The organism is Corynebacterium sp. c7Ub_26 (assembly GCF_053760365.1).
Genome location: NZ_JBSNBL010000006.1, coordinates 24,570 through 45,842, shown reverse-complemented (window position 1 = coordinate 45,842; position 21,273 = coordinate 24,570). Strand labels below are relative to the sequence as shown.

The following is a 21,273-nucleotide window of genomic DNA, read 5'->3' as shown; positions in this document are numbered from 1 at the left end:
CCTATCCGAGAACTACTCGTCCACGATCGTCAGTGAGGACAACCGACGTAGGCGCTCTAAGCTGGCGCCCGTCGCGCCCACAACCTGAACATGTTTACCGCGCTGGCGATACTTGTAGGCAATAGATTCCAAAGCTGATACGGCGGAGGAATCCCACACTTCGGCGTCGGAGACATCAATTTCGATAGTTTTCGCGGGGTCAGTGTAATTAAAGCTGAACACCACGTCATTACTCGACGCAAAAAACAACTGTCCCCGAACCCGGTACCGACTGGTCTCCGGAGAATGGTCCACCTGCTCCACCGTCACCATATGGGCCACGCGATGAACAAACATCACGCTTGCGCCCACTACCCCACACACGACGCCGACCGCGAGGTTATTGGTCACCACTGTCGCAATAATCGTCGCACCCATCACTGCCGTCTCGCTCAGCGGCATTCTCCGGAGCGTTCTCGGGTCGACCGAGTGCCAGTCCAACGTCGAAAAGGCGACGACGAACATCACGGCAACGAGCGCGGCCATCGGGATTTGCCCAACGATTTCCCCTAGCGAAACCACAAGAACGAGGAGAAATACGCCGGCGAGAAGCGTCGAGAGGCGCGTACGAGCCTGAGCATGGCGCACATTGATCATGGTTTGCCCGATCATCGCGCAACCGCCCTGACCTCCGACGAAGGCACTAGCGACGTTCGCAATCCCCAGCCCCCATGACTCCCTCGTTTTATCAGAGTGCTGGTCCGTGATGTCATCAACAAGTTTCGCGGTCAGCAACGACTCGATGAGACCGACGATGGCAGCCCCCAGCGTGTACGGCGCGATAACCCCGAAATGGCGGAACCCGAACACCACATCCGGAATGATCAACGACGGCACCCCATGGGGCAGTTCTCCCTGATCACGGACGGTGGGAACGTCGATATGCCCCAGAATGGCCAACGCTGTCACCACCACGATAGCCACCAAGGGACCTGGAATGACTCTGTTCACGCGCGGCCAGACAACCATAATGGCAAGGCTTATGGCGACCAGCACGTAGACCATCCATGGCACATGAATGACGTGTTGGAGTTGAGCGAGAAAGATGAGGATAGCCAGGGCATTCACGAACCCGTTCATCACGCTTCGCGGAATAAAGCGCATTAAATTGGCGACGCCGCCGAGTCCCAGAGCGATCTGAATCATTCCCGCCAACAACACCGCGGGAACCAGATACTCCACTCCGTGGTTTTTCACCAGCGGGGCCATGACTAATGCCACTGATCCTGCCGCCGCCGTGACCATCGCGGGCCTGCCACCGGTAAAAGCGATCCCCACACACATGACGAACGATGTGAATAAGCCAACTCGCGGATCGACGCCCTCAACGATCGAGAAAGAAATCACCTCAGGAATGAGAGCGAGCGAGGTCACCAACCCACCGAAGATCTCCGTACGGAACCGACCCCACGAAGAGAAAGCCGACCGGAAAGAACCGACCGTCGCTGGATGGTCGGTCACGGCATCCTTCACACTATTTCCGGGCAAATGTTTCAATCCGCTCTGGGCTTCCTGCCAGGATCAGCGCATCCGTAGATTCAAAATCACGGCCATCGGTCGCCGGAACCCACTGGCCACCGTCGCTCCGTACTGAGACAACGTGCACTTTGTAGTCCTCCCACAAGCGTCGGTTATCGAGTGGATCGCGAAGAAGCACTTTGTTCGGCTTGGTCATAATCATGCTGTAGCCCTTGTCGAACTGCACGAATTCCTGGATGTGACCTCCCAGCATGTGCGCGACCCGACGGCCAGTATCGGCCTCTGGGCGGACCACATGATGGACTCCTAGCTGAGTCAAAATCCGTCCATGGGCCTTAGAGTCCGCTTTGGCCCACACATCCTTAACTCCGAGCTCCATGAGGTTCGACGCGGTCAAGATGGAGGCCTCAAGGTTCGACCCAATCGCAACAACCGCACGGCCAACCTGATCAACACCCAACTGGCGGAGAGCCTCAATATCAGTAGAGTCAGCGACGGCAGTATTCGTGACGATATCGGCCGCATTCTGGACCATCCGCTGCCGACTGTCTATTCCCATCACTTCGACGCCGTGGTCCGTCAGCTCCCTAGCCATTGCGGAGCCGAAGCGCCCTAAACCGACAATAACGACCGGCGCGAGATTCATCTTCGGACGGGTTGTTGATGAAAAGAAATGCACCATCGGGATTGTCCTCCCCTAGTTGCGATTTTACTAATCCTGACGTGGACGGACGACGCTCTTCCACCGCGTCAGGTCTTTAAAAACTACTCTCGTTCCAGCGTCTAACCAATGACGTTTAACCAATGAACGGTCGTTCTTCTGGATACGAGAAACGTCGCGCTTTATCCTGACCAGCTAGTGCGGTGACCAAGGTGATCGGACCGATGCGGCCCAGATACATAATGAAGCACAAAATAATTTGCGACGAGCCCTGCAATGACGGTGTGATACCCGTGGTCAAACCGACGGTGCCGAATGCTGAGGTGACTTCAAACAGAATTTGGGAACCAGTGAACTTGTTTTCGATCAACATCAACGAGATGACACCGACCGCGACCAACATGATTCCCAACGCGAATACTGTCATCGCCTGCCGGACAACCGAATACGAGATTTTTCGATGGCCAATGACGGTGTCAGTCTCACCACGGAATTCTGCAATCATCGCTGCCACTAGAACAAGAAGCGTTGAGATTTTAATGCCACCCGCGGTTCCTGCCGAACCACCACCGATGAACATGAAAATGTCAGTGATAAAAAGTGTCGACGGATGAAACTGCCCGTAATCCACTGAATTGAAACCCGCGGTACGGGGGGTCACGGATTGGAAAAACGCGGTGAGAATTTTTTCACCTATCGGCATTCCGGACATGGCTTTGTTCCATTCCAAGACGCCGATCACAAGCCAGCCGCCTAAGAGCAAAACGGCGGTTCCGATGAGCGTCAGGCGCGACGTCACACTGAGATGGCCAAGTCGCTTGTCTCGGTTGGACCAGTTCCAGCCACGTGATACGCGGATCCTCAGCCGCGTGACCAGTTCACGAAGGACCGGGAAGCCCAAACCGCCAATGATGATGGAACCGGCCAAGGGTAGGAGGATCCACGCATCCGCAGCATACGGAACAAGATTGTCTTTCCTGAGGCCGAAACCCGCGTTGTTAAATGATGAAATCGCGTGGAAAAGACCTTCCCCCATGGCGCGGTCAACCGACATTCCGTACTTGTTGGCAAATCGCGATGCCAACATCAGAGTCACAGCACCTTCTACCAAGGCTGTAAAACCGAGGGTGGCAATGAGAGTGGACTTCACGTCGCCAATGGATAGTGTGCGCCCTTCCGCAGCAGCATTCATCCGCAGTCGAAGACCGAACCGACCCGTGAGAATCATCCCAGCTAGCGAGGTCAAACTCATGATCCCCAAGCCACTGAGCTGAATGAGGGTGGCAATGATGATCTTACCCGTGGTGCTCCAGTGGCCTCCCGTATCCACGACAGTCAGCCCCGTCAACGAGACCGCCGACGTCGACGTAAAAATTGCTGTTAATGGGTCAGTCACCGTGTGCGTCACACTGGAAAACGGCATCATCAGCGCTAGAGCACCGATAACGATGAGCCCAAAGAACCCGATGGACACTAACTGTGTCGGATTGAGGGAGCGCCCACCTATCCTTCTTTTTGCCACGAGAGGGAATAGTAGGCCTGCACTCGGCTCGGTGCTAGTCGGATGCATAAAATCCCATTAAAGAATTCCATTATATGAGACTTGTTTTTCGTATTTCGGGAAAGTATCCTATGCCTACTTGACGTGCCTAGATGGCGCCACCCCTGCCTACTAGTCATCCAAGGTCCTATAGCCACCCTCTTTGCTATATCAGTCATCTGCCCATAAATACGTGAAGCATGTACATACCTAAAGCGCGTATTGAATAATAAGGACGACTATTCGCGTGACTTCTGCTACCCGAGCGCCGGGTTCCACTACCGTCTCCCCTGGTACAGTCTCCCCAATGACAGACCCGTCGATGCGTCGGAAAATTATCGTCGCATCTATGGTGGGAACAACAATCGAATTTTATGATTTCTATGTCTACGCCACAGCTGCGGTAGCTGTTTTTCCCTATTTATTCTTTCCAGATAATGACGACCCGAACGTTAAACTTTTCGCATCCTTTGCGACGTTCGGGCTCGCTTTCTTAGGTCGGCCAATCGGATCGGTGATCTTTGGACACTTCGGCGACCGAATCGGCCGCAAAGCGACACTGGTTGCCTCGCTGCTCACCATGGGTATAGCGACATTTATCATCGGTTTATTACCGACGTACGAGACCATTGGCTTATTCGCACCTGCACTATTAGCACTCATGAGGTTCAGCCAGGGGCTCGGCCTTGGTGGAGAATGGTCGGGGGCAGCACTTCTGGCCACAGAAACCGCGTCAAAAGATAAAAGAGCGTGGGCTGCGATGTGGCCGCAATTGGGAGCGCCGATTGGTTTCCTGGTGGCCAACGGATCCTTCCTCATCCTCGCAACCACATTGGGTTACACCATCGGTGACACGTCTGGCGCATTCATGTCGTGGGGATGGCGTATTCCGTTCCTCTTCTCTTCAGTCATGGTCATCATCGGCCTATGGGTTCGCTTCTCGTTAGAAGAAACCCCGGTCTTCAAGAAAGCCGTTGAATCTGGAAAGCGGGTCGACGCACCATTGGCAGAAGTCTTCAAAACGTCATGGGTCCAAATTATCCAAGGCACTTTAGTCATGGTGTCGTGCTACACACTCTTTTATCTCATTACGACGTGGATTTTGTCATACGGCATTGGGAAACCTGAGGACTCGGCCGGGTTGGGAATTCCCTACGAAGAATTCCTTGTTCTACAGCTGATCTCTGTATTGATGTTTATGGGAACCATCCCATTTGCGGCCCTGGGCGCCGATAAACGGGGTCGTCGGAAATCACTACTCACGTCATCGGTCGCCATGCTCATTTTCGCGGCCTTGCTCCCCGTGTTGCTGAATTCCGAGTCAGCGAACAAAATGACCGTATTGATCTTCCTCATCGTGGGAATGGGTGTGATGGGTTGTATTTTCAGCCCGATGTCCGCAGTTCTGCCCGAGCTTTTCCCCACTAACGTCCGCTATACCGGCTCGGGAATTGCGTACAACCTTGCGTCAATTCTGGGAGCTGCCATCGCGCCCTTCATCGCAACATGGCTGGTCACACGGTTCAGTGTCGACATGGTCGGCCTATACCTCGCCGCCACCACTGTGATATCCATGATTGCTATTTGGGTAATCCCAGAAACTAAGCACAAAGATATGATCGAAACGTAATGAAACATAAATTGGTCTAGAGCGATGTAGAGCGACGGCCTCTACGTTTCTCTAGCCCACTCTCCTATTCCTTGTGACGCGACGGTCTGTTTTACAATCGGTACACGGCTTTCCAGCCGGAGCCAGTGTGACTCGTCGATCGTTCGGCCGACGTGCTGGCACGGATCAGTTCCCTGCGACAACGAGGACAAGGATATGACGGCGTCAACGAACTCATCAGACAAAAACAAGGGCCCAGTTATCGACGGAGCAACCGAAGGCGATCGCGAAGAGCTCACATACGAAAAGTTCGGTTGCGCCATGCGTGAGCTCGCTCAAACAGTCATTGATGATTACGAGCCTGACCTCATCTTGTCCATCGCGCGCGGCGGGCTGCTGATCGGTGGCGCGCTGGGCTACGCCATGGGGATTAAGAACGTATCGGTCATCAACGTCGAGTTTTATACCGGCATCAATGAGCGTCTGGAGACGCCCATCATGCTGCCGCCCACTCCGGACGCAGTAGATCTCACGGGAATGAAAGTCCTCATTGCCGACGACGTCGCCGATACTGGAAAAACACTGGAGCTCGTGCAGGAATTCTGCAAAGAAACGGTCAAAGAGTCCCGCACCGCGGTTATTTACGAAAAGCCTCGGTCGGTCATTAAATCTGACTACGTATGGAAATACACAGATAAGTGGATTAATTTCCCGTGGTCGACGCTGCCCCCGGTTAAGCCCACTAACAAGTAATCCCTGCCCCATAAGCAACGGAATGCTCGCCGTAGCCGCTCCGCTGCGCGTCGCAGGCAATATGGAGTAGCCTAGAGCGCTTGAGAGTAAGACTACTGCAGGAGCTCTCATCGACGACTAAACGATCTGGGTTGATTGGGGCGTGAGCGAAGCATGTTCGACGTCAATATGCTGATCAATACTTTCGGCTTTATTGGCGTCCTCGTCATCATCTTCATGGAAACCGGCATGCTCATCGGTTTCATCTTCCCCGGGGATACTCTGCTGTTCACCGCAGGTATTTTGGCAGCCCAACCTGACCCCTTCGCGCATGTGTGGCAACTCATGCTCACCGTCCCCCTCTCCGCAATCGCAGGCGACCAGGTTGGCTTCTTGTTTGGACGAAAAGTCGGCCCGCGAATTCTCGAATCCAGAGCGATGACCTGGATGGGCCCCCGAGCTCTTGAACGCACTCATCATTTCTTTGATCGATTCGGCGCCCCGACAGTGATGCTCGCACGTTTTATCGGCGTGGTGCGCACATTGACACCCGTGGTTGCCGGCGTTTCCGGCATGAAACGCCGGACGTTCACTCTCTGGTCGGTCATCGGCAGCACGATCTGGGGCGCAGGAGTGATCGCAATCGGGTACTGGTTAGGGGGCATTCCTCTGATCGACAAATATGTTCACTGGTTTATCGTTCTTGGACTGTTGTCCGTCATCATCCCGGCTTTGTTTAAGGTCAGCCAACTCTTGTGGAGGAAACACCGCAGTAATCGGGATCAGGCCGATCAGAATGCCCAGGGCACCCAGGACACTACGAAAAACTCCGCAGATGGCGCGTCACAATCCCCTGCCCAGTCTTCTAGCCGCTCTTCCTCTACTCGCTCTTCTTCGGCTTTAGAAGAACAAACTGAGCGACATCCAATTCACCGCGCATAAACAAGGCTTCTTGCAGCGCTAAGACATAAAACCACAAACGTCGGTAAACGCGATCAAAACCGGCAGCTGCTGCAGCATCGCGATTAATCGCGAATTCGCGCCGCCATAGTGGCAACGTGACACGCAAATGATCACCGCAATGAACTTCAGCCCGTTCCACCAGATCGGTATACCGCATTAGCGCGTCGCGGATGTTCTCCACCGTCGGGTATTCCAACGCTGGCCACACATAGCCCCGCATGATCCCTAGAGCTTGGATAGAGTTTTCCGACAGCCCAGTGTTGATGACGCTCTGTATGCACGCCCGACCGCCGGAAGACAGCATCCGCCCGATTGCTCGCAAAAACGGGCGCAAGCCTCCTACTCCCATCGTTTCCATGCGCTCAACCGACATGATGGCGTCATAAACACCTGACCATTGCCGCGGGCTCGGTATCGGCCCACTGATAGTTTCCACATGAACCGCGCCAGCTAGCTTCTCTTCCCGCACGATGCGCCGTATATCCTCAGCGTAAACGGGGTCCGAGGTGAGAACATCGACGGTGGCGCCTCGACGAGCAGCAGTCACGGCAAGTGTCGCACTCGATGCCGGGAATTCGAGCACTCGCGATCCAGGCCCGACGCGACACTCATCCAGCATCTGGTTAACGCGTCGGTACTGGGCGGACTCGATGTCGTCATATGACACAGACTGTGGCGATTCGTACCGTGTGGCGTCGACAATGGTGTTTTTGTTTTTCCAATTCAACGTCTCGGTGACTGATGTTCGCGAGCTTGTGGCAAACAGGGGGCTCCCCCAAGTTTTTGAGGGGCCGGTGCAGAGTTCGATGAGTTCGAGGGGTAGTTCACCTGCACGGGGTACGCCGGTCACTTTGTTTCGCGACCATCGGGACAGCATTTTTCCCCATCCTGCCTCGATGTCGTGGTCGAGCAGCGTTGCTAACACGTCGGCGAGGGGTATCGCGTCCCATTCCCCCGCGACATATCCCTCACCCAGGCCGAGGAAACCGGAGTCAACCATGCGGTTCATGACATTGGGGTCGTAGACCGACATCTGCATCGGTTCCGACGAAAATACTGCTTCAGGGTTGTAGGCAATAGGCGGTTCGGGATCGATGTCTCCAATTCCGATGGGTTCGTCCGGCACGGAGATGTCGACGGAGTCGAGGAATTCTTCGAGTCGATCGTGGACTGCACTAGCTCTCGCCCCCATCATGGGTGCGGAGGGTTCACGGACGAGGTTAGGCCACGTTGTGGGGTCAATATGCCCTTTATTTTTCACCTGTGCGGCTACTCCCTTCCGATTCTTCGTGCCGACGCTGACCCCACTTAGTGCTGGTATATGCGCCTTTTTACTACTTTCTACCCGCCCTAAAACTACCGCGGATAAGGGCTTGGTGGTTTGCACCACGCCACACGTCCCCGCAGGCCGTCATGAGTTACTAAGTAACCATTGACTAGCTTCGCGAATGAACCCGGCAATTACCACACTTACGCCTGACACTATAGTGTGATTGGTTACATACTGTGTGATCCGACATACACTGATGTGTGGCGACACTTTTTCGTGATCCCTGACCAAGCACGATATATCCCACCGAAGGAGACCTATGACCTCCGAAACAACGAACCACAACGCCCCCACTTCCCACGATTCTCAACACCGCGTCGTTATCATCGGCGCCGGCTTCGGCGGGATTTTCGCGGCAAAACGCCTTGCCAACGAAAATGTCGACGTCACAATCATCGACCGAAACAATACCCACGTTTTCCAACCGCTGCTGTATCAAGTGGCAACCGGCATTCTCTCCCCTGGTGAAATAGCCTCGTCGATTCGGCAAATCTTCCATGCCGATCCCAACATTCACGTCGCACGAGGCGAAGTTCAAAATGTCGACACAGACGCAAAGACTGTCACAGCGTCGCAAGATGGTCACGAGCTCGTGTTCCCTTACGATTCCTTGATTGTGGCGGCCGGCGCTGGCCAGTCCTACTTCGGCAACGACCAGTTCGCGAAGTACGCACCGGGGATGAAGAGCATCGACGATGCCCTCGAAATCCGTTCCCGCATTATTAGTGCATTCGAACGTGCCGAGATGACGACAGATCAGCGTGAACGCGATCGCCTTCTCACCTTCGCCATCGTCGGCGCAGGCCCCACCGGTGTCGAGTTAGCCGGGCAGGTCGCGGAAATGGCGAACCGCACACTGACGGGCGAATACTCCAACTTCGACCCTGCGGACGCGCGCATCATTCTTCTCGACGGAGCGCCCCAGGTACTCCCGCCGTTTGGCAAACGATTGGGCAGAAAAGCGGCTAACCAACTACGCCGAATGGGCGTCGAAATTATCCTCGGCTCCATCGTGACGGACGTTAACAAGCGCGGTCTAACGTACAAGAATCTCGAGTCCGGCGAAGAAACGACCATCGAGGCGTCATGCAAGATTTGGTCCGCCGGCGTTGCAGCCTCTCCCCTGGGCGCGATCATCGCGAAACAAAGTGGTGTCGAGGTCGACCGCGCCGGGCGCGTACCCGTCAATGCTGACCTCACCGTGGGCAACCACCGCGACGTCTTCGTCGTCGGCGACATGATGTCACTGAATAAACTGCCTGGTGTTGCCCAGGTGGCTATCCAGGGTGGCAAGTATGCTGCCGAACAAATCGCCCAAGAAGCACGGGGACGGTCATACGAGGAGCGCCCTGACTTTGAGTACTTTGACAAGGGCTCGATGGCCACAGTGTCCCGATTCCAGGCCGTCGTTAAGCTGGACAAAGTTGAATTCGCTGGATTCTTTGGGTGGGTCACGTGGCTGCTAGTTCACTTGGCCTTCATTGTGGGCTTCCGCAACAGGCTCGTGTCGATGGTCAGCTGGGGCCTCAATTCCATTTCCCCCAAGCGGTGGCACTTGGACACCACGCAACAGCAGCTTTATGCACGCAACGGGCTCGACAAACTAGCGGTCGAATCCCCCAAGGCTGCAGAGGTGCGGGAGACCCGGAAACTGGGTACCCCTAACCCTGCTGAGAAGTGGAAGACTGCGGAATAACCGACGTTCGAAGATTTGTCCGCGCAACAAGCTTCTCAGTGCGTTCATTCGCGATAAGGACTTCCCATACCTGGAAAGTTCTGCCAAGATTCACCGGCCTGGCGATCGCACGCAAGATATCCCCTGGTCGAGACGGGCGGAAGAAATCTGTGTTGTTATTTACTCCCATCACAGTTGCCTGTCCCCCAGTGGCGATATATCCCGCGATAGATGCAATAGACTCACCAATCGCGCAGTACACGCCACCATTCGTCACACCCCATGGCTGAACATGGCGCTGATCGATCACGATCCTCCCCTCAACTCTTTCGGGGCCAACAGCAGTAAAGGTCATACCTAGGGTTTGGTCTAAACCGTGCGAAAGAGCAGGGCTCGATCCTGTTTCAGGAGTTTCCTCTCCGTACACGGCACCGCCATTGAGCTCAGCCAATTCATCATCAGTGAGTTGACGCTGCGTGGAAATTCCGAATTTCTCGACAAAACTCATAGATCACCATCGTACTGATATATGCACTGTCAGACGTCGGAAATAGAACACGCTAGACTCGGGGGTCATGAGTGATACCTCCACAGCACAAGGCAACCTAGCCAATATCGGAGTCGTCGGGCTCGCAGTGATGGGCTCAAATATTGCCCGCAATTTTGCATCGCACGGCTACACGGTCGCGGTGTACAACCGTTCTCACGAAAAAACCGACGCTTTTATGTCGGACTTTGGTGACACAGGTTCATTCATTGCCTCGTCGACGATTGAAGAATTCGTTGCTTCTCTTGAGCGCCCGCGTCGTGCCCTCATCATGGTGAAAGCTGGTGCGGCGACCGATGCCGTCATTTCACAGCTTGCGGATGCTATGGAGGAAGGCGACATCATTATTGATGGCGGTAACTCTCTCTACACGGATACCATCCGCCGCGAACGGGAAATTGCTGCTCGCGGATTGCACTTCGTCGGAGCGGGAATTTCCGGTGGTGAAGAAGGTGCTCTCAACGGCCCCTCCATCATGCCTGGTGGCCCAGAAGAGTCATACAAGTCTCTCGGCCCATTGCTGGAATCGATTGCGGCACAGGTCGACGGCACTCCGTGCTGCACCCACATCGGTCCTAACGGTGCAGGCCACTTTGTGAAGATGGTCCACAACGGCATTGAGTATGCCGATATGCAGGTCATTGGCGAGGCCTACCACCTGCTCCGCTACGGCGCGAACATGGAGCCGGCAGAGATCGCCGACGTTTTCCGGGAATGGAACAAGGGCGATCTTGACTCTTACCTGGTTGAAATCACCGCAGAAGTCCTCTCACATGTTGATAGTGAAACCGGGAAGCCGCTCATTGACGTCATCGTTGACAGCGCAGGCCAGAAAGGAACCGGCCGCTGGACGGTGAAAGCTGCCCTTGACCTGGGAATTCCTGTCACAGGTATCGGCGAAGCGGTCTTCGCACGCGCCTTGTCTGGTGTTATCGCACAACGCACCGCCACACAGGGGAACCTCCCCAGCGGGTCTCTCCGCTCACCCATTTCCGCTGAGGAACGGGAGAACTTCATCGAGGATGTGCGACGGGCACTCTACGCATCGAAGATGGTGGCCTATGCCCAAGGTTTCGATGAAATTAAAGCCGGATCAGCCGAGCACGAATGGAACGTCGATCCCCGTGACTTAGCGACGATCTGGCGAGGCGGCTGCATCATTCGCGCGAAATTCCTCAACCGAATTCGTGAAGCCTATGACCAGAACCCGGATCTCCAGTTCCTCCTCTTGGATCCATACTTCACGGAACAGATGTCCAACCTGGTGGATTCCTGGCGGCGCATCGTCGTATCTGCGACGGAAATGGGGCTACCTATCCCCGTCTTCGCGTCGTCATTGTCATACTATGATTCGCTCCGTGCTGAGCGGCTTCCCGCGACACTCATTCAGGCACAGCGTGATTTCTTCGGCGCCCACACCTACCGCCGGATCGACAAAGATGGTTCCTTCCACACGCTGTGGTCGGGCGATCGCTCAGAGGTTGAAGCGTAACTGACGACTGGTCGCCCCCTCTGTCGGGATTACTCCCGTCGTCTGGCGGATCTACACTAGCTACCAACTATGGACATTGCATTAAGTATTCTGGGCATTATCGGTTTCATCGCGTTGACCGCCGGCACGGGAGTATTCGTGGCGGTGGAATTCGCGCTCACTGGCCTGGAAAATTCCACTATCCAGGAAGACACCTCCCCGTTGGGCAAACTGGTGGGAAAGGCACATCAAAACCTTTCCTTTCATTTGTCCGGGGCGCAGCTCGGTATTACATTAACGACGCTGGCCACAGGCTATTTAGCAGAGCCGGTGCTGTCCACATTTATAACGCCCCTACTTGAACTAGTCGGGATCTCCCCCTCTGCCTCGCAGTCCATTGCGTTGATCATCGCGATGATTATCGCGGCACTTCTGTCCATGGTTTATGGCGAGCTTGTTCCAAAGAACATAGCGATCACTAACCCTATGAAGGCGGCCAAGATCACGGTCCGGCCGGTTGTGTATTTCAACCGGTTTTTCTCGCCATTCATTAAAACTTTGAATTGGTCCGCCAATCATTTGGTGAGAAAGATGGGGATCGAGCCCGCCGATGAGCTAGCGTCGGCACGCTCTCCTCAGGAGCTGGGTGCGCTGGTGCGAAACTCGGCTCTTCATGGAGGTATGTCAAAAAATCAAGCCACACTCATTGACCGGTCACTGAAATTCGGAGATGTTTCGGCCGACGAAATTATGACTCCTCGTGCCAAAGTCGAGGCTCTCGAAAAAGACGCCTCGATGACGGATTTACTCACCCTTGCCATGGAGACAGGGCACTCGCGCTTCCCCATTACCGATGGCGATCTCGATAACACTCTCGGCGTCATCCACGTCAAAAAGGCGTTTACCTTTCCGACGGATCAACGTGATTCGACATTAGTGCTGGACTACGCCGATCCTGCGCCCGTCGTGCCTACCAGTCTCGACGGCGACAGTGTCCTGAAGATTGTTCGACAATCTGGGTGCGAAATGGCCATGGTTACCGACGAATATGGCGGAACAAGCGGCATCGTCACTATTGAGGACATGGTCGAAGAAATCCTCGGCGCTGTCTTCGACGAACACGATGACACCGAAACTGAGACGGAGATACGGCAATCGGGAACGTCGTGGGATTGCTCCGGGCTCGTGCGCATTGATGAGTTGGAATCTCGGCTTGGCTATAAAGCCCCTGAGGGGCCATATGAAACTCTGGGTGGCCTAGTCATGACGAACCTCAAACGGATTCCCGTCGAAGGCGACATCATCGTTTTGCCAGATCCAGACATCAATGTGGTGGAAACGAATCCTTTATCCTGGTCGGCCCGAGTGACATCGATGGATGACCGACGAGTAGATCGGGTGCTTTTGACCCCTATCACTCCCGAACAAGCATCTGCGATGACAAGTGCGGAAGACAACAACAATCTGCCACTGCGAGAGGGGGAATAAATGATCGGCGACCTATGGGCTCTCGTATTCGCCCTCTTCCTTATCGCGTTAAACGCATTCTTTGTGGGAGCAGAGTTTGCCCTCATTTCTTCCCGCAAAGACCGGCTGGAATCGATCCTCGAGTCCGGGGATGCCAGGGCACGCGCAGTGATTAATGCCACTGAGCATCTATCCATGAACCTAGCCGGAGCTCAATTCGGCGTCACCATCGCAAGTCTCCTCCTGGGTAAGGTTGGCGAGCCAGCCGTCTCCCATCTCATCGAAACCCCCGCGGCAGCTCTCGGCGTTCCCGACGGATTACTGCATCCCATTGGATTCGCGCTCGCGCTGCTCTTGGTCTCTATTCTTCACATCATTCTGGGCGAGATGGTGCCGAAGAATATTGCGCTCGCGGGGCCAGAAAACGTCGCGATGTGGCTCGTCCCGATCCACGTCATGTTCGTGAAAATAACGCGCCCCATCATTCTGTTCTTCAACTGGGTAGCACGTATCACGCTGGCAGCAGTTGGTATCACACAGAAGGACGAGTTAGACACCACTGTTAGCCCGTCGGAGCTAGCGCGCATGATTTCTGATTCACGTCAGGAAGGCCTGATCGACGCAGAAGAGCACTCTCGGCTGAACAAGGCGTTAGCGTCCCCACGTCGCCATATCGACGAGGTCCTCATTCCTGCTGACGAGGTCCGCACAGTGCCTTTGCGCGGCAGTGGTCCGATGATGGGCGATGTGGAAAAGGCTGTTGCCGACACCGGCTTTTCGCGTTTCCCCGTGACAGGTAGAGATGGCACCTACTTAGGCTACGTCCACGTCAAAGACATTTTGGGCCGCGAAATCCCACCCCACTCTGACCCGGAAACGGTGTTAGCGCGCAGGGAAATCCGACCGCTCATCACCTTCTCCCCCTCTACTCCTATGGACCAAGCGCTGCAGCTCATGCGTGGACGCTCTCGTCATATTGCGCAAGTGGTAGATGGCGGGCATCAATACGGAATCGTGACCCTCGAAGACTTGATCGAGGAATATGTGGGAACCGTGCGCGATAGTACCCACGATGACTAAGGCAGACGACTAACCTCGACGTGGCTACACCCCACGACAGTAAAGGAATTCGACCTCAGACACTATGCCGACTTCGACAACATTTCGCCCCACCATTCTTTTTCCATCAGAGTGGACAATGCCTCGGAATGCACATAAGGACACGGTCACAAGGTTGACTAAAGATCACCTTGAACGCGCCTCTCGCGGGCAACGGCATCCGGTGTGGGACTTTATCTTCCATTACTACCCTGTCACCCCAGGGAAACTCAGTCATTGGTCACCTGGCCACGGTGTGTATCTGGTCGATGCCCCTGCCATGAAGTATTTCACTGAGGTTGATAGCGAATCTGTCTCCACCGTTGCGCTTGAGGGCGCCGGTATCACTGCGGAGCAGCTTCGTGGCCATACCATCACAACATTGGACACTGCTGCGTTGTGGGCAGATCGAGGCTCGACGTTCCGCTACATTGAGAATCTGCTGACCCAAACACTGTCCAATCCCACGCACTTTGATTGTTTTGGCCTCCACGAATGGGCGATGGTTTATCGAGGACGGCCTCGACATCCAGAACCGCTCAGGCTAGGAGCAGAGGCGACGAACCGGGTGGTTGAAACTCATTCCGTGCGGTGCACGCACTACGACGCTTTTCGATTCTTCACACCCGACGCCGTCCCCCGCAATAAGTTCCACCCATCGCGGGAAACACAACCACGGTGTGAACAGGGCGCATGCTTGCACGCAAACATGGATTTATATAAATGGGCGACGAAGTTAGGTCCCCTCGTTCCCGGTGAACTGTGGCTGGATACATTCCGTTTAGCCTGCGATATTCGGAAACTTGATATGGAGGCCTCGCCCTACGATCTCACCGAGTGGGGGTTTTCCGCGGTCCCCATTGAAACGTCCGAGGGGAAAGCACAATATGTTGCTGCGCAACGCGAATTTTCTCAGCGCGCCTCCGACCTACGGACGAAGCTCATTGATATCATTCGCACCTCAGATTTAACGTTGTAACATTGCGTTATGGCGAATCATCGATCAGGAACACGACAATTACGCTTCGCGCGGTGGGTGTGGGTGGCATTTGTTATTGTCATCGTGCTCGCACTTCTCGCTGCCTTGTCTGTGGTTTTCGCCAGTCGGAATAAATCGTCGTCTAACGCTGCTGACTGTGATCGATCGACAGTTCTCAACGTCATTGCTGACCCTTCAGCCAAGGCTACGGCTGAGAAGTTGACGTCGGACTATTCGAAGTCGACTCCTTCCACCCATGATTCGTGTATTACGCCGAAGATCACATATGCGAATACGGCACAGGCGATAGCTTTGTTCCATTCGCCCGAGGGGGATCTCCCCGCAGCGTGGATACCCGCTGGTAGCCTCCCTGGTTCAACGCAGGATAACCCCGGCGGGACCGCTTTGGACGGCAGCGAAGCAGAAATCGATTCGTCGGTGCTCGTTGATCGTCAACAATTGGGAACGATTCATTCAAAGAACTCGGCACAAGACAAAGCACCGGGCGCGCCGATGTATCCGCGCGACTCGACCTGGTCTGCTTACGCGGCTAGTGCCCAATTCGTTAAAGATCATCCAGCCGGTATGGATCCTCAAGCGCGTGATGCGTCGGCACGTGAAGTTGCTGCCACCCTATCCCCCACTTCTCTTTCGGAAGCGGTCTCGTCCGTCTCAAGTGGGAAGGGCAATTCTTCTGTAGCGGCTCCGCAGTCGCTTGGGGGCGACAACACGGCGTTTTCACCGATCGGTGATGCGACGGTCGATTTCCCGCTTCTGACAATGAGCTCTAGCCCTCGGGTTACCGAGTATCAAGCACGGGCTGCCACTGATTTTTCAGAATTCGCCCGCTCTCATTCGGAATCGCAGGCTGCTGAGAAAACTCCTACCCATGATTCCCTATCGAACGACACCAAAGAACTGGCTTACGCTGCGTCGAATCAGGTCAGTGGCGAGCTTCCACCGGTGACAGTGACTAACTCCACCACGACGGAGATGAATAGCCAGGCGTCCGGACACACGGATGGTGAAGCCACGACCGATAAAGCGGCCGCTCAACAGTCCCCAGAAAAGAAGGACGCGGCAAAGGACCAGGCTAAGTCCACACAAAAACCTGATAAGGCGAATCAACAACGTCCTGCCCCGGCGTCGACACTGCTGCTGATCGACACGTCGGAATCTATGCGCAACCATTTTGACGTTATCCAGCGAGAGAGCGCCCGAAGCCTACAAGAAGCGGGACAGCACGGGCGGGTGACGTCGTTATGGAGTTTTTCCTCGCCCATGGAAAGGGTCCAACCCTATCGAAACCATGTTGACCTCAGTATCGGCGACCACGGGGCTCGGAGCGCATCAATGGTTAACGGACTCACGACAGGTGGCACCCCGTTCCTGTATGAATCGACCGTCGCAGCGATGCTCAATGCGTCAATTAGCGGACCTGCTCCAAAGCGTGTCGTTATCGTGACGGATTCAACGAATGCGGGACAATCCATGAACGCAGCTAACGCTCGCCTTCAGGCCGATATCATCAACAAGCAATCCGCTGTACAAGTCGATGTCATCGCTCTCGGCGACAAGGTGGACCCGTGGCTCCGCGAAGTGAGCCAATTAACTAATGGGCGCTACCACGCAATCCCGAATGCCACAGACAAGTCATTCCCCCAAGCAATGACCGACGCCCTGGCAGGTTAGATACGTAGCTGGCTGAAAAGCCAAGTGGGCCAGCCAGCTAGCTAACTGGTTTTACGACGCCGACGTTCCGCGAGTTCATCGAACCCAGCGACAGTGTGCTGAGAAGCCCCCTCAACACCATCGTCGGCAGTTCCCGCACGGACAACTTTCTCCGCCGGGAACTCTGAAATCGTCCCGGCAAGTTCTTTGACGATACCGGGAACGCCAATTCCGAATACGCCCTGTCCGCCGGTCAAGAGATCGAAAACTTCTTCGCTGGAACGGCATTCATACACCGTGGTTCCGTCAGAAACCAGCGTAATCGTGGAAAGATCATCGACGCCCAAGTTGCTCAACTTTTCAACAGCACGTCGGATGTTCTGCAGCGAAATGCCCGTGTCCAACAGGCCTTTAACGATCTTGAGAACAAGGATGTCGCGGAACGAATACAGCCTCTGAGTTCCTGAACCGTGTGCGGATCGAATGGATGGCTGAACGAGCTTTGTACGAGCCCAGTAGTCAAGCTGTCGATAGGTTATCCCCGCTACCTGACAAGCGATGGGAACGCGGTAGCCGACTTCATCGTCCGAATCCATGACGTCAAAGAGTGCGCCTTGGACGGGTGCCTGTTCCTGTTTCACTGCAGGCTCGCTTTCTGTGGTCGTACGTGTTGAGCAAGAGAGCGGGAATACTCACACTCATGTAGTTCGATGACGTCTAGGTTATGCCAATAATCTTTCGAGTCAACGCGACACGCTACACATGTGGCACATTTTTCACATGCGTCCATCAAATCACATGCTTAACTTACTATATTGTAATTAACAACTTTCACACTAGTCACATTGTCAAGTTGTGCTCACGCTCATCCAGCCGACGGACTGTCCCGTTCACACTCCAGCGGTCGCTGCCAATCTGAACTCTGCCAATCTCGTGCCGACAACGTCGTGCCTACGAATCCTCAGAACCGTTCTCACCGCGACGATCATCATCACTACCCTGGGTAAGATCATTCTCGCTCATACCCAAGTACCCCATGAGTTCCTCGAAATCAGCATCGCCGACGGCAAGATCACCCAAGTCTTCCGACAGATGTTCTTGATCATTGCCCTCTGACTGGGAATTGTCTCCCGTCATGTCAGCCAGCAACGATAGGCTCGATTCGCGTCGTCCAGACAAAGCCTGATTCGAACTATCGAGATGCTCAACGACCTCGGCCGTGACAGGAACCGACCAGGTTTTAACAATCGACTCCTCGGCGTAAATTGTCACGTCCTCATTAAGAGCAAGATCAATAGCGTCCGAGACCCGGATATCAAAGTTGTTCCCTGACTCGCAATGAATCGTTGCGTAGAAGGTGCCGTGGTTGACGGCGTCGATAGAAATATTCACTACCGCGTCATCGTGCGCTTCTAGAACGTCAACAATCACACTTGTCGACGTCGGCCGCCGCAGCTCTACGCCGATGTCTTTACCCGAAAGAATGGCTGCGGAGGACGCACCAACAAACACCGTCATGATGCGTCGGCGCTGGGGCCACAAAAACACTATTGCCGGATCGCGATCTGGGCCGAGGAGAAACAACCCTAAATACTCGAGTTCAACCATGATGATATGTGGCCTCCATCCTCATTCCGACCAATCGGTTCAATCGGTCAACGGCACCCAGTTTCTAATCGAATTCGCCGCGCAGGGAAGCTTTAATAAACGCCGCTTGTAGGCTCACGATTAATGCGGAGAGCTCGCGGGCTGTCTCTTCCGATCTGGCCTTCGCATCACTGCTCTTGGCATGGCCAAGCGGGCCGCTGACCTGAGTGATCACCCCCGCATACCGTTGGGCCGTAGCTCGCAGCGTTTTTAAGTGCCGCTCATCGAGCCCGAACCCGACCAGTTGGCTCGCTGTCCGCGCGATCGACACGTCGTCTTGGCAGTAGAGGCCTGACCTGTCGGCATTAACGAACCCCGCTTTAGCAAGCTGCGTGAGGAAAGTGTCATCGATCTCAGCGGCAGCACACACATCTGAATGGGTTAAACGCGTATTTTCTTGCTTGAACTGCTCAGCAGAAATCAATCCCGTAACAGGGGTGACGTTCCCCTCGTCCATTGCATCGAGGCGCTGCTTAATAACCTTCAGCGGGAGATAGTTATCACGCTGCGTCGTCAGAATATAACGTAGGCGCTGAACATCAGCGGACGAGTAGCGTCGGTAACCCTTCTCTGTACGCGCCGGGGAGACAAGCCCCTCAGACTCCCAAAAGCGGAGCTTAGAAACCGTGACATCGGGAAACTCGCGACGAAGTTGCTTAAGAACCGCCCCGATCGACAACGTGGAAGGGCGGTCGTGACGGACTTCAGGCAGCGGGCCCGTTTTCCGTAGAGCTGACACTGTTCTTAAGAATCTTTCTGACCGTTGAGGAACACGAGGCGGAACTTACCAATTTGGATTTCATCACCATTGGAAAGCTCTGATGAGTTCTTGGGCTCGCGATTGACGTACGTGCCATTCAGAGATCCAACGTCGACGACTTCAAATTGGTCATCATTCTTGCGGAACTCAGCGTGACGACGAGACACGGTGACGTCGTCCAAGAAGATATCACTATCGGGGTGACGGCCTGCTGTCGTCGTCGGCTGGTCGAGGAGGAATCGGGATCCTGCATTCGGACCACGTTTGACGACGAGCAATGCGGAGCCCTCAGGTAAACCATCAACGCCTGGGGCTGAGGAATCGGACGCGCCCGATTCCATTTCTTTCAAAAGATCGGCACGGAAGACCGAGGTGGTTTCCACCGAAGATTCTGAAAAATCGCTATTGTCACTCATCGATTCTGCCTCCTTAAGTTCGACCAACGGTTCATATCAGCCACTGCCCTATGCAACTGACTATCTCACATAGAGATGATAGCCAGACGATCGAGCGGTTGCCTGCCATTAAACTAGCTGAGAACCGCTTCCACTGGGTTATACAGATTTAGCGCCCATAGTAGCCGTTTATGCCCCTCCACATAGTGCCGAGGGGCATGTTATATTCACTCCCCCAGCCTAATCCATAGGATGGTGGCATGCGCGCGGTGCGGGTAAGCATCACCCCCAAAGACACTTTTTATCATGAAGAACCCGTGGGGCGATTCCGACCCCTCGTAACAGGAAATCGCCTCGATACAAGCACTGCTCGGTACAAATACAAAACCCCTGTCCACAAGTACAAAACCGTCCCCCACAGGAAAAGAGCTCGCGCCCAGGGGGTAAAGAAATGTGAAAATGACCACGCTGCAGCCGACGCTAAGTACAGCGGGAATGCCCACATGAGGGCGAAAGTCGCAGCTTTTCCGAGGTACATGACCTTCGGTCGTATTCCGCGATTGCGATAGATGAGCATCGTCGGGAAAAGGATAAGGTCGCGAGCGAAGAGAACGGCCACCCACCACCAACTCAGCAGCCCCGCGATGGCGAAACAAATGGGGGTGATAAGGATAAACAATCGGTCGGCGGCTGGGTCGAGGTATTGCCCTATCCGCGTGGTCAGGCCCCAGATCCTCGCAATTTTTCCATCAAGCCAGTCGGTGAACGACGAAATCGCCACGATGGCGAGTGCCCACCCATATTCCCCCGGACCGATGAGGAACCAGGCGTATATGGGCACCAGGCAGATACGCACGATGCTCAGGATGTTGGGAACAGTCAGGATCCGGGAGTATCCCGCGGGGTGAACTGTCACTTGTTCCCGCATACCCGGCGGTTCCATACCTGGGGGCACTGCGCGGGCGGTGTGCCCGTCCGGTGTGGGAAGCATCTTGTCCATCCGCGCTTCCACTCGGAGTCGGGTTTCGCGGGTTACTTTGCTCACCGGAGTGCTCCGAGTAAAACGCGGCTGCCGCGCGCTCTTAGCTCCTTGTTTTTTGGTTCCAACCGGTTGTTCATAACGAGGGATTTCGGGGTTATCACGATGCTCGTCATACTCCATCGGACTTATCCTCTCGTTACGTACTCATTGCTAAATGTGGCTATATGC

Annotated in this window: 19 protein-coding genes; 9 read left to right on the top strand and 10 right to left on the bottom strand. The window is 54.8% G+C overall.

What is annotated here, in order from left to right:
* Nucleotides 1-12 precede the first annotated feature (12 nt).
* From ACWORE_RS09800 to ACWORE_RS09790, 3 genes are all read right to left on the bottom strand, one after another.
* A complete protein-coding gene (locus ACWORE_RS09800; RefSeq protein WP_455303678.1) occupies nucleotides 13-1,500 on the bottom strand; it encodes a SulP family inorganic anion transporter in 1,488 nt (495 codons plus the stop codon).
* Between the two features lie 13 nt (nucleotides 1,501-1,513).
* Nucleotides 1,514-2,200 carry a potassium channel family protein gene (locus ACWORE_RS09795; RefSeq protein WP_012731526.1) on the bottom strand — a complete coding sequence of 229 codons (687 nt, stop codon included), beginning with the start codon at nucleotides 2,198-2,200 and terminating at the stop codon, nucleotides 1,514-1,516.
* 115 nt (nucleotides 2,201-2,315) lie between these two features.
* A complete protein-coding gene (locus ACWORE_RS09790) occupies nucleotides 2,316-3,701 on the bottom strand; it encodes a TrkH family potassium uptake protein (RefSeq protein WP_406605975.1) in 1,386 nt (461 codons plus the stop codon).
* A 325-nt stretch (nucleotides 3,702-4,026) separates the two neighbouring features.
* On the opposite strand from ACWORE_RS09790, the gene ACWORE_RS09785 reads away from it, so the two are divergent.
* The 3 genes from ACWORE_RS09785 (at nucleotide 4,027) to ACWORE_RS09775 (ending at nucleotide 7,002) form a co-directional block, all read left to right on the top strand.
* The gene (locus tag ACWORE_RS09785) at nucleotides 4,027-5,349 is read left to right on the top strand and encodes an MFS transporter (protein WP_455303677.1); all 1,323 of its coding nucleotides are present in this window, start codon (nucleotides 4,027-4,029) and stop codon (nucleotides 5,347-5,349) included.
* A 195-nt stretch (nucleotides 5,350-5,544) separates the two neighbouring features.
* Nucleotides 5,545-6,081: a phosphoribosyltransferase gene (locus ACWORE_RS09780; protein ID WP_296139514.1), complete on the top strand. Its 537-nt coding sequence runs from the start codon at nucleotides 5,545-5,547 to the stop codon at nucleotides 6,079-6,081.
* A 153-nt stretch (nucleotides 6,082-6,234) separates the two neighbouring features.
* Entirely contained in the window at nucleotides 6,235-7,002 is a 768-nt protein-coding gene (locus ACWORE_RS09775; protein WP_455303676.1) for a DedA family protein, read from the top strand.
* Here the strand turns inward: ACWORE_RS09775 and ACWORE_RS09770 are convergent.
* Nucleotides 6,941-8,284, bottom strand: coding sequence for a class I SAM-dependent methyltransferase (locus ACWORE_RS09770; protein WP_455303675.1), 1,344 nt, complete (start codon nucleotides 8,282-8,284; stop codon nucleotides 6,941-6,943). The genes ACWORE_RS09775 and ACWORE_RS09770 overlap by 62 nt on opposite strands.
* A 328-nt stretch (nucleotides 8,285-8,612) precedes the next feature.
* On the opposite strand from ACWORE_RS09770, the gene ACWORE_RS09765 reads away from it, so the two are divergent.
* Complete coding sequence (locus ACWORE_RS09765) at nucleotides 8,613-10,049, top strand: NAD(P)/FAD-dependent oxidoreductase (protein ID WP_455303674.1); 1,437 nt, start codon at nucleotides 8,613-8,615, stop codon at nucleotides 10,047-10,049.
* Here ACWORE_RS09765 and ACWORE_RS09760 read toward each other — a convergent pair.
* Nucleotides 10,015-10,536, bottom strand: a complete 522-nt coding sequence (locus tag ACWORE_RS09760; protein WP_455303673.1) for a PaaI family thioesterase — start codon at nucleotides 10,534-10,536, stop codon at nucleotides 10,015-10,017. The genes ACWORE_RS09765 and ACWORE_RS09760 overlap by 35 nt on opposite strands.
* A gap of 67 nt (nucleotides 10,537-10,603) precedes the next feature.
* On the opposite strand from ACWORE_RS09760, the gene gndA reads away from it, so the two are divergent.
* From gndA to ACWORE_RS09735, 5 genes are all read left to right on the top strand, one after another.
* Complete coding sequence (gene gndA, locus ACWORE_RS09755) at nucleotides 10,604-12,067, top strand: NADP-dependent phosphogluconate dehydrogenase (protein WP_455303672.1); 1,464 nt, start codon at nucleotides 10,604-10,606, stop codon at nucleotides 12,065-12,067.
* Between the two features lie 69 nt (nucleotides 12,068-12,136).
* Entirely contained in the window at nucleotides 12,137-13,534 is a 1,398-nt protein-coding gene (locus tag ACWORE_RS09750) for a hemolysin family protein (RefSeq protein WP_455303671.1), read from the top strand.
* A complete protein-coding gene (locus tag ACWORE_RS09745) occupies nucleotides 13,535-14,593 on the top strand; it encodes a hemolysin family protein (protein WP_455303670.1) in 1,059 nt (352 codons plus the stop codon).
* Between the two features lie 64 nt (nucleotides 14,594-14,657).
* Nucleotides 14,658-15,590: a 3-methyladenine DNA glycosylase gene (locus ACWORE_RS09740; RefSeq protein WP_455303669.1), complete on the top strand. Its 933-nt coding sequence runs from the start codon at nucleotides 14,658-14,660 to the stop codon at nucleotides 15,588-15,590.
* Nucleotides 15,591-15,599: 9 nt separating this feature from the next.
* Nucleotides 15,600-17,282, top strand: a complete 1,683-nt coding sequence (locus ACWORE_RS09735) for a hypothetical protein (protein WP_455303668.1) — start codon at nucleotides 15,600-15,602, stop codon at nucleotides 17,280-17,282.
* Between the two features lie 41 nt (nucleotides 17,283-17,323).
* Here the strand turns inward: ACWORE_RS09735 and ACWORE_RS09730 are convergent, their stop codons facing one another.
* The 5 genes from ACWORE_RS09730 to ACWORE_RS09710 all read right to left on the bottom strand — a co-directional run bounded on the left by ACWORE_RS09730 (nucleotide 17,324) and on the right by ACWORE_RS09710 (nucleotide 21,108).
* Nucleotides 17,324-17,857: a MerR family transcriptional regulator gene (locus ACWORE_RS09730; RefSeq protein ID WP_052292465.1), complete on the bottom strand. Its 534-nt coding sequence runs from the start codon at nucleotides 17,855-17,857 to the stop codon at nucleotides 17,324-17,326.
* A gap of 355 nt (nucleotides 17,858-18,212) precedes the next feature.
* The gene (locus ACWORE_RS09725) at nucleotides 18,213-18,869 is read right to left on the bottom strand and encodes a bifunctional nuclease family protein (protein WP_455303667.1); all 657 of its coding nucleotides are present in this window, start codon (nucleotides 18,867-18,869) and stop codon (nucleotides 18,213-18,215) included.
* 64 nt (nucleotides 18,870-18,933) lie between these two features.
* On the bottom strand, nucleotides 18,934-19,647 hold the full coding sequence (gene ftsR / locus ACWORE_RS09720; protein WP_012731511.1) for a transcriptional regulator FtsR: 714 nt from the start codon (nucleotides 19,645-19,647) through the stop codon (nucleotides 18,934-18,936).
* Between the two features lie 5 nt (nucleotides 19,648-19,652).
* A complete protein-coding gene (gene odhI, locus ACWORE_RS09715; protein WP_012731510.1) occupies nucleotides 19,653-20,084 on the bottom strand; it encodes an oxoglutarate dehydrogenase inhibitor Odhl in 432 nt (143 codons plus the stop codon).
* 283 nt (nucleotides 20,085-20,367) lie between these two features.
* A complete protein-coding gene (locus tag ACWORE_RS09710) occupies nucleotides 20,368-21,108 on the bottom strand; it encodes a CDP-alcohol phosphatidyltransferase family protein (RefSeq protein WP_296139484.1) in 741 nt (246 codons plus the stop codon).
* Between the last annotated feature and the right edge of the window lie 165 nt (nucleotides 21,109-21,273).

Bases quoted from the DNA above. Each gene is read 5' to 3' on its own strand.
- ACWORE_RS09760 (WP_455303673.1), bottom strand. From the start codon at position 10,536: ATGAGTTTTGTCGAGAAATTCGGAATTTCCACGCAGCGTCAACTCACT.
- ACWORE_RS09785 (WP_455303677.1), top strand. From the start codon at position 4,027: ATGACAGACCCGTCGATGCGTCGGAAAATTATCGTCGCATCTATGGTG.
- ACWORE_RS09740 (WP_455303669.1), top strand. From the start codon at position 14,658: ATGCCGACTTCGACAACATTTCGCCCCACCATTCTTTTTCCATCAGAG.
- ACWORE_RS09795 (WP_012731526.1), bottom strand. From the start codon at position 2,200: ATGGTGCATTTCTTTTCATCAACAACCCGTCCGAAGATGAATCTCGCG.
- ACWORE_RS09765 (WP_455303674.1), top strand. From the start codon at position 8,613: ATGACCTCCGAAACAACGAACCACAACGCCCCCACTTCCCACGATTCT.
- ACWORE_RS09735 (WP_455303668.1), top strand. From the start codon at position 15,600: ATGGCGAATCATCGATCAGGAACACGACAATTACGCTTCGCGCGGTGG.
- ACWORE_RS09780 (WP_296139514.1), top strand. From the start codon at position 5,545: ATGACGGCGTCAACGAACTCATCAGACAAAAACAAGGGCCCAGTTATC.
- ACWORE_RS09745 (WP_455303670.1), top strand. From the start codon at position 13,535: ATGATCGGCGACCTATGGGCTCTCGTATTCGCCCTCTTCCTTATCGCG.
- odhI (WP_012731510.1), bottom strand. From the start codon at position 20,084: ATGAGTGACAATAGCGATTTTTCAGAATCTTCGGTGGAAACCACCTCG.
- ACWORE_RS09725 (WP_455303667.1), bottom strand. From the start codon at position 18,869: ATGGTTGAACTCGAGTATTTAGGGTTGTTTCTCCTCGGCCCAGATCGC.
- ACWORE_RS09750 (WP_455303671.1), top strand. From the start codon at position 12,137: ATGGACATTGCATTAAGTATTCTGGGCATTATCGGTTTCATCGCGTTG.
- ACWORE_RS09730 (WP_052292465.1), bottom strand. From the start codon at position 17,857: ATGGATTCGGACGATGAAGTCGGCTACCGCGTTCCCATCGCTTGTCAG.
- ACWORE_RS09775 (WP_455303676.1), top strand. From the start codon at position 6,235: ATGTTCGACGTCAATATGCTGATCAATACTTTCGGCTTTATTGGCGTC.
- gndA (WP_455303672.1), top strand. From the start codon at position 10,604: ATGAGTGATACCTCCACAGCACAAGGCAACCTAGCCAATATCGGAGTC.